The sequence below is a fragment of the Rathayibacter sp. AY1C7 genome (assembly GCF_002931865.1).
GTDB lineage: Bacteria > Actinomycetota > Actinomycetes > Actinomycetales > Microbacteriaceae > Rathayibacter.
Genome location: NZ_PSWB01000002.1, coordinates 201132 through 209680, shown reverse-complemented (window position 1 = coordinate 209680; position 8549 = coordinate 201132). Strand labels below are relative to the sequence as shown.

Sequence of the window (8549 nt, the reverse complement as noted above, 5' to 3'; positions counted from 1 at the left end):
GAGGCGCGCACTCAGCGCCGCCGCGCGAGAACCGCGACGACGGCGAGCTCACCGGCGAGGACCAGCGCCGCCGCACCGGCGTCGTGATCGGTCTCCTCGCCCCCCTCCTCGCGAACGCCGGTCTCACTCCGCTCGCCGCGCTGGTCGGCCCGGCCGTGTTCGGAGCGGCGGCGCTGGTCCTCGCCGGTGAGCTCGCCGTCGTCGCGGTTCTCGCGCGGCGGCGCTGAGTGCGCGCCTCCTACACTCGGGAGGGTCGGGAGAACGGGGGGCCGCCGGTGCTGAGCGAGAACGCGATCGCGCTGTACCTGCACGCGTCCGTGCGCGGAGACTGGTCTCTCGAGAGCGCGTCGGACGAGCTCGGCGTCACCGTCGACGGCCTCCGCGAGGCGCGCGACGAGCTGATCGGGCTCCGGCTGCTCGCTCCGCTGCACGCGGGGGCGGAGTCGCTCGCCACGGCCGCGCCGGACATCGCCCTGGCCGAGCTGATCGCCGAGGACGAGCGGCGCCTCCTCGAGCTGCAGACCGGGATCACCCGCCGCCGCAGCGAGCTGATGGCCCTCGTCCCCGCCTACCGGAGCGCCCGCAGTGCCCTCGCCGCCGCGGAGCAGGTGGAGGTGATCGAGGACCCGGCGACCGTCCTCCGGCTGCTCCTCGACCTGCAGCGCGGAGCCTCGGAGGAGGTGCTGATCGCCGCTCCCGGCACCAGCAGCGTGGAGCGGCACGAGGCGAGCGACGCCGTCGACCGCGAGCTGCTCGGGCGCGGCATCGCGAGGCGGACGCTGTACCTCGACCGCCGCCGCGACAACGCGGCCCTCCGGCGCTCGGTCGCGGAGCTCGAGCCGCTGGGCGCGCGGTTCCGGACCCTCCCGACGCTGCCCTTCCGGCTGGTGGTCTTCGACCGCTCCCTCGCGATCGTCGCCCGCTCCCGCGACGAGGACGACCGCGCCGCCCTGGTCGTCCGCTCCCCCGAGCTCGCGGCGACCCTGGCGCGCGTGTTCGACGCGGCGTGGGAGTTCGCAGCGCCCCTGCACGCGGCAGGTGCCGAGGAGGAGCCCTCCCTCTCCGCGGTGCAGCGGTCGATCCTGCAGGGCCTCGCCGCCGGGCTCACCGACGAGGCGCTCGCGGCACGGCTGGACCTCAGCGTGCGCACCTGCCGTCGGCACATCGCCGGTCTCTTCGATCTGCTCGGCGCCGAGAGCCGCTTCCAGGCGGGCGTGCTCGCGTCCCGGCGGGGCTGGCTGCCGGTCCGGCCGCGCTGACTCCGGCCGTCGGCGAGCTCAGCGCCGCGGAGCCGCGGTGTCGGAACGGGGTGTCCGCTAGCGGACACGTCCTCTTCCGGCTCTTGTCCCGGCACTCTCCCAGGTCGAACATGGGGACCGCCGCCGACATCCCCGATGACGGGCGGCCTCCGCACCGCGACTCCGTACCCGACGGGACCGCGGCCCCGACGCCCGCGCCGTACCCGACGGACCGCGGCGCATCAGCGACCTGAGCCGAACGCGCGCACAGGCGCTCCTCCGGCGCGCCGTCCGGCACCCCCGACCGACGACGCTCCGGGCCCCCGCTTCCACCTACCCGAAGAGCTCACCCGTGAACCCCAGCACCCCCGCCCGCCCTGGTCCTCCCGCTCCACCCGAGATCCGCCCGCTCCTGACGCGCCAGCAGCGCGTCGCCAGCCCCCGTGCCGTCACCAGCCGCGCCAAGCAGCAGTCGCCCTCGCTCATCATGATCGTGCTGCTCTCCGGCGCCGGCGCTCTGCTCTACGGCGCCTTCCTGGTCAACCCGCGCAACATCGGCGACCCCCTCCCGTTCGCCATCGTCATCATCTGCGAGCTGTACCTGATCGGCCAGGCCGCGCTCACGATGTGGACCGCCCTGTCGAGCACCTACGACCCGCGCGACTCCGCCTTCCACTCCGCTCGAGCGACGCTCTACGGGAGCCCGGTCGACGGCATCCCGATCGGCGAGGACCTCTACCTCGGCCGCCGCCGCATCACCGTCGACGTCTTCATCACGACCTACAGGGAGGACCCCGCGATCATCGAGGAGACTGCCCGTGCGGCCCGCGACATGCGCGGCACCCACGTGACGTGGCTCCTCGACGATGGGGACGACCCGCAGGTCGCCGCGATCGCCGAGCGCCTGGGCGTCCGCTACGTGGTGCGCGAGGACCGCGCGGGTGCCAAGGCCGGCAACGTGAACCACGCGCTCCGTCTGACCGACTCGGACTTCGCCGTGATGATCGACGCCGACTTCGTGACCGTGCCGGAGTTCCTGGAGGAGACTCTCCCCTTCTTCGCCCACGACGACGTCGCCTTCGTGCAGGCCCCGCAGGTCTACGGGAACGCGCACAACTTCATCTCGCGCGGCTCCGCCTACATGCAGATCGTCTTCTACGCCCTCACCCAGCCGGGCAAGAACAAGTACAACTCCGCCTTCTGCGTGGGCACCAACGCCGTCTTCCGCCGCAAGGCCCTCGACGACATCGGCGGGATGTACGAGGGCTCGCAGTCCGAGGACATCTGGACGTCGATCTTCGTGCACGAGCGCGGCTGGCGCTCGATCTTCGTGCCGATGACCCTCGCGGTCGGGCGCACGCCCGAGACGATCGAGGCCTTCGTCCGCCAGCAGGTCCGCTGGGCCGTCGGCGGGTTCGAGATCCTGCTCAAGCACAACCCGTTCTCGCCGAAGCGCCGGCTCACGACCGACCAGCGCGTGCAGTACTTCATGACCGTCACGTTCTACTTCACCGGGATCGTGCCGCTGGGCCTGATCGTGCTGCCCCCGCTGCAGATCTACCTGAACATCACGCCGGTCAGCCTCGAGGTGCCGCTCGTCGAGTGGATCCTCTTCTACTGCGGGTTCTACGTGCTGCAGATCGGGCTCGCGCTGTTCATCATCGGCTCGTTCCGGTGGGAGACGCTGCTGCTGTCGACCGTCACCTTCCCGATGTACACGAAGGCGTTCTTCCTCGCTCTCGCGGGCCGGAAGCCGGCCTGGACCTCGACGGGCGCGACCGGGCAGGCCGCCTCGCCCTTCAACTTCATCAAGGTGCAGATGGTCTTCCTGGTGTTCCTGGCCGCGACCTCCGTCGTCGGCTTCCTCAAGGCGGAGTGGACCGCGGAGTACTCGGTGGCGCTCGCCTGGAACGTCCTGAACACCCTCACGCTCGGAGCGTTCGCGGTGATCGCGGCGCGCGAGCACGTCCTCCTGAAGCGCGCCGCCCGGGCCGAGGTGGTCGCTCCGAGCGGCCCCGCCGCCGCGGGACGCCACGGACTCGCCGTGGGTGCGGCATGACCGCGCTGCGCTGGCTCGGCTTCCTCGCCTCGTGCGCCCTCGCGCTCGGCGTCGCCGCCGCCGGCCTGGTCTACGCGAACAACTCCTCGCTCACCGTGCGGGCGGCGAGCGCTCAGCTCGTCACCGACGAGTACTCGCTGGGGACGCCCTACGCGGGCACGATCCAGGACCTCACGATCTCCCGCGGCGACGCGGTGGAGAAGGGCGACGTGCTCTTCAGCCTGCAGAGCACCGTCCTCGAGTCCGACATGCAGACGAAGACGTTCACCAGCGCCGATGTCGGCTACCGGATCGAGGAGGGCGGCCTGATGGTCTTCACGGCGGCGCTGGACGGCGTGGTCACGTCGGTCGACGCCGAGATCGGCTCCTTCGTCGAGGAGGACCAGATGATCGCGGTCGTCGCGATCTCGGACTCGATCCACCTCGAGAGCGAGTTCGTGCTCGGCGCCCGGGACTACTCGCGGGTCCCGATCGGCGGCACCGTCGCCGTGGCGATGCCGGACGGGACGACCGTCGACGCCGAGATCTACGACGTCGAGGTGGAGCGGTTCCACGAGGGGCGGGCGACGACCGTCATCCGCGCGCGCACCGACGAGATCACGACGCAGGACTACACCGTGGTCGGAGCTCCCGTCGCGGCGGAGGTGCGGCTCCGCGACGACGGCGACGGCTTCGGCGGCTGGCTGGTCGCCCAGCTCGGCAGGCTCTTCACGCCCGGCGGGTTCGCGCGGTGAGGCGCGGGGCGGGGGCGGCCCTCGCTCTCGCCCTCGCGCTCGCGCTCGCGGGCCTCACCGGATGCACGTCCGACCGCTCAGTGTCCGACTGGGCCGTGGCAGCGTCCGTGCACGCGCGGGAGCTGCCGCAGGTCCCCGGCCCCTACGCGGGGACGCCGCGGCTCGCCGAAGGGGTGCGGCCGCCGACGAACTCGTGGGTGTCCGGACCGGTGTTCGGGGAGGATCTCCCGCTCTACACGGGGATCCTCACCGTCACGCCGCGCGCCGACGGCTTCACCGTCGGCCTCCCGATCGTGGAGGCGGCTCCGCGGACCGTCTACGCCCTCGCCCGGGACGATCTCACCGTGACGGTCCCCTCGAGCGCGGTGGCGCTCTCCGCGTTCGACGACCTCGTCGCGCACTGGAGCCTCGCGGGTGCCGGTGAGCTCGTCGCAGCCGAGGGCTGGCCCTACGCCTCCTACCGGACCGAGAGCGCCCAGACGGTGCTGATCGGAGGCGCCACCGCTCCCGAGCGCGCGGCCGGCGGCCTGCTCCTGGTCACCGCGGGCGGACAGCGGTACGGGCTGGTGGCGCCCGCCGCCGCCCTCGCTACGTTCCCCCGGATGACGCTGGACGGCACGCTGCTCCTCTTCGCGGTGCCTCCGGGAGCGAGCAGGGCGCGGATCGACGAGCTTCGGCGTCGCGCAGTGCCCCTCGAGGGCGCGAGCGTCTCCCACGACGTCACGGCGAGCACCACCACCACGACCTACGCGCTGCGGACCGAGGGCGGCGCCGAGACGTTCTTCGGCCTCGGGGCCGAGGGGGCGATCGGCTACGACACGCTCTACGGCCGGGTGGGGCTCCGTGCGGGAACGTCGTTCTCCCGCGCCGCCCCCTCGATCGTCGAGTCGGGGGCGCTCGATCTCAGCTCCCTCACGGCCGAGGAGAAGACGACGCTCCGGACGCAGGTGCCGCTCGACGCCGCGGCCACCCGCTTCGCCGCGCCCGACACCTACGGAGCCGGCAAGGAGCTCTACCGCGCCGCTGCTCTGCACCGTCTCGCCGTCGACCTCGGCCTGGAGGAGGTGGCGGCCGACCTGCACGACCGGATCGCCGCCGAGCTCGACCAGTGGCTCGACCCGCGCGGCTGCGCACCGGGCGCCGTGAAGTGCGTCGTCTACGACCCCGTGCTCGGAGGCGTCGTCGGCTCCGCGCCGTCGTTCGGGTCCGACGCGTTCAACGACCACCACTTCCACTACGGCTACCTGCTCTCCGCCGTCGGGATGCTGGCCTCCGAGGATCCGTCCCTCCTCGAGCGGTACCGGACCGTCGCGGACCTGCTCGCCCTGGATCTCGCCTCTCCCGTCGACACCGCCGAGTTCCCGCGGCTGCGCGTGTTCGACGCGTACCGCGGCCACTCCTGGGCCTCGGGGCTCGCGCCGGCCCGGGACGGCAACGACCAGGAGTCGGTGTCTGAGGCGGTCAACGCCTGGAACGGCCTCGCCCTCTGGGCCGCCGCCTCCGGGAACGCGCCGCTGCTCGAGGAGGCGCGCTGGCTGCTCTCCCTCGAGACGCAGGCGGCTGCAGACCTCTGGCTGAGCCCGGAGACGCCGGTCGGCTTCGAAGCGCCGTTCGTCGCGATCAACTGGGGCGGCAAGCGCGACTACGCCACCTTCTTCGACGCGACACCCTCGGCGCTGCTGGGGATCGAGCTGATCCCGATGCCGCCGTCGACCGCGTTCCTCCCCGACCCCTCGCGGGTCGACGAGCTCGTGGCCGGAGCCCCAGGCGCGCCGCTCGCCGACTACGTGCTGATGCTGCAGGCGACGAGCGACCCGGCCGCGGCTCTCGCGCGGGCGGAGCGCCTGCCGGACTCCTCGATCGACAGCGCCGACTCGCGCAGCTACCTATCGGCGTGGATCCTCACCCGCTGATCCCGCGCAGCCCGCTCGCGTTCCTCAGGCCGCGTGCGCTCCGAGGAACGCGAGCGCCCGCGGCCAGGCGTCGGTCGCCGCCTCGGCCTGGTAGGTCTGCTCGTTCGCGTCGTTGAAGAAGGCGTGGCCCGCTCCCGGGTAGACGACGACCTCGACGTCCTTGCCCTCGGTCGCCTCGCGGATGCGCGGCACCTGCTCGACAAGGGGAGCGTCCTGATCGCCCAGGAACGCGAGCACCGGCACCTGCAGCGCGCCGAGCTCGTCGGCGGACGCGGTGACGTGCCCGTAGAACGGCACGGCCGCCGCCAGCCGCGGCTCGGCCAGCGCGAGCGCCCACGAGAAGGTGCCGCCGTAGCAGAACCCGGTGACGGAGACGCTGGTCGCGCCCTCCTGGCGCAGGAGCCGCTCGACGAGGGCGCGGAGGATCGCGACGGTGCGCGTCGTGTGTTCCGGAGTGAAGACGGGGGCGAAGAAGGTGCGCAGCTCGACCTGGCGCGGCAGGCGCCGCACCGGGTGGTCGTAGTCGGCGCGCTGCTCCTCGTCGAGCTGCTCGAGCAGGCCGCTGTCGGCCAGGAGCTCGGGGGCGACGACGCTGTAGCCCTCGGCCGCGTAGCGGTCGGCGACCGAGCGGATGTGCCCGTCGACCCCCCAGACCTCGTGGATCAGGATCAGCGCGCGGCCGCCCTCACCGCTGCGGTACACCGGTACGTCGTGCTCGGCCAGGGTCCAGGTCTCATCGCTCGTGGGCATGCTCGCACCCTAGCCCCGGACCCCGGGAGCACGCGTCGTCAGAAGTCGTACTCGCAGTTGCGGAGGTTCGCCACGTCCTCGGTGAGCGTCGGCTCCCCGCCGAGCAGGAACGCGTAGTTCTTCGAGTTGGAGGCCAGGAAGCGCAGCGTCGAGTCGTGCACGCAGTCGCGCTCGGTCAGCAGCACGGACGAGCCCAGGGCCGCCGCCGTCGTCGCTCCCGAGAGGGCGTCGGCGAAGGAGGACCCCGCGGCGAGGAAGACGCTGTCCTGCAGCAGCGACTGGGGGTAGGCGCTGTTCAGCTCGACGCTGGTCTCGTAGCGGTCGCGGCCCGCGATCCTCGAGACCGAGGGGGCGAGGCCGCGACGCGCGAAGTCCGCCACGTACGCGTCCCGGATCGAGGGGTCGCCGCCGAGGAACTCCACGTGCTCCGGCGCCAGGTCGCGCACCGCGGTCGCGGTCGCGGAGTCGGCGCCCGAGGTCGCACCGTCGACCAGCAGCACGGGCTGCGCACGCCAGCCGGCGATCGGCGCGGCCGACAGGGCGTCGGGGAAGTTCGTGCCGGTCGCGACGAACATGTTCGAGTAGGGGCCGGCGCCGAAGGCGTCCGCGACGATCCGGCGGGAGGTGTCGTAGCGGTCCGTCCCGCCGATCCGCTCGGTGCCGCCGACGATCGAGCGGATCGCGGAGAGGACCCCGGGGCTCACGCTCAGCTCGCTGCCGACGACCACGACCCGCTCCGGGCGGAGGCGGCGGATCTCGTCGGAGACGACCCGAGGCAGGCGGTCGGGATCGGTGAGCAGGAGCGCGCCTCCGAGGGCGGCGGCGGCCGGGCCGGCGCTCAGCGCATCCGGCCAGTTCGCCCCGCTGGCCACGTAGAGCACCGGGATGCCCGGGGAGAAGTAGCCCGTCGCCTCCACCGAGGTCGCGTAGCGGTCCGATCCGGCGAGGCGGCCGGTGTACTGCTGGTAGTCGCTGCTCAGCGAGAGGTCGATCCCGGCGGCCGATCCGCCCACCGGGACGCGCACGTCGCCCGCGTCGCCCGAGCGGAGGACGTGGTCCCAGTAGCTGTCGTCGATCACGTCGTCGCGGCTCGACGCCCGGACGAGGTAGTCGCCGGGGACGACCTGCTGGAACGAGTACGGGTTGTCGCCGCCCGTGATCAGGTCGAGCTCGCCGGTGCGGAAGTAGCCGTCGGTTCCCGGGTCGCGGTACCAGATGTCGACGCGCTGGTCGCCCGCGACGCCGCTCAGGCGTCCCTCGAGCGACCCCAGCCGTGCGGTGCGCAGCTGCACGCCGGCCGCCGGGGCCTGGAGCGGCTCGGCGCTGCGGGCGACGGCGCTGCCGCCGGACCAGAGGTCGGCGTACAGGTCGGCGTTGTCCTTGATCAGCAGGTAGTAGGTCTGCCCGGCGGTGAGCCCGTCGATGCTGAAGGTGAGGTCGCCGGCGACGGAGTGGTTCCCGAGGAGCCCCGCCTCGCTCGACCAGACCTCGACGTTCAGGAGGGCGCCGCGGGGGGTGGTGGTCGCGATCGAGCCGTCGGCCTCCTCGACCACGACACGGCCGCTGATCGACGCCGCAGCGCTCGCACGGGCGGCGCTCGGCGCCTCACCCGGCACGGCGGGCAGGGGGGACTCGGCGCTGGGCTGCCAGAGCGGCTGCCCCTCGGGGAGCACGATCGAGCGGGGCGCGTCGGAGGCGGCGACGGGGGCGGCCGACGGCGCGGCCGCCGATGCGGCGGAGGCGAGCGGGCTGGAGCTGATCGCCAGGGCGGCGACGAGGACCGCGGAGGCGGCGGACCTCAGAACGAGCGGGGACACGGCGGAGTGCCTGCTTCCAGGAGGAGGTCGCCCTGCGG

The 8549-nt window shown here is 73.1% G+C and carries 7 protein-coding genes; 5 read left to right on the top strand and 2 right to left on the bottom strand.

The annotated features are described in order from the left end of the window. From C5C69_RS16840 to C5C69_RS01955, 5 genes are all read left to right on the top strand, one after another. Window positions 1–227 (top strand): hypothetical protein (locus C5C69_RS16840; RefSeq protein WP_181127000.1); only part of this gene is annotated, 227 nt, incomplete at its 5' end. Between the two features lie 48 nt (window positions 228–275). Next, entirely contained in the window at window positions 276–1259 is a 984-nt protein-coding gene (locus tag C5C69_RS01970; RefSeq protein WP_104257187.1) for a LuxR C-terminal-related transcriptional regulator, read from the top strand. Between the two features lie 331 nt (window positions 1260–1590). After that, window positions 1591–3297 carry a glycosyltransferase family 2 protein gene (locus C5C69_RS01965; protein ID WP_104257186.1) on the top strand — a complete coding sequence of 569 codons (1707 nt, stop codon included), beginning with the start codon at window positions 1591–1593 and terminating at the stop codon, window positions 3295–3297. Then, the gene (locus C5C69_RS16835) at window positions 3294–4031 is read left to right on the top strand and encodes a biotin/lipoyl-binding protein (RefSeq protein WP_104247768.1); all 738 of its coding nucleotides are present in this window, start codon (window positions 3294–3296) and stop codon (window positions 4029–4031) included. Before C5C69_RS01965 ends, C5C69_RS16835 begins: the two co-directional genes overlap by 4 nt. Further along, the gene (locus tag C5C69_RS01955) at window positions 4028–5944 is read left to right on the top strand and encodes a glycosyl hydrolase (protein ID WP_146083585.1); all 1917 of its coding nucleotides are present in this window, start codon (window positions 4028–4030) and stop codon (window positions 5942–5944) included. Before C5C69_RS16835 ends, C5C69_RS01955 begins: the two co-directional genes overlap by 4 nt. Window positions 5945–5968: 24 nt before the next feature. On the opposite strand, the gene C5C69_RS01950 is transcribed toward C5C69_RS01955, so the two are convergent. Beyond that, a complete protein-coding gene (locus tag C5C69_RS01950) occupies window positions 5969–6694 on the bottom strand; it encodes a dienelactone hydrolase family protein (protein WP_104257184.1) in 726 nt (241 codons plus the stop codon). Window positions 6695–6732: 38 nt separating this feature from the next. Continuing rightward, window positions 6733–8511: a cell wall-binding repeat-containing protein gene (locus C5C69_RS01945; protein ID WP_104257183.1), complete on the bottom strand. Its 1779-nt coding sequence runs from the start codon at window positions 8509–8511 to the stop codon at window positions 6733–6735. Between the last annotated feature and the right edge of the window lie 38 nt (window positions 8512–8549).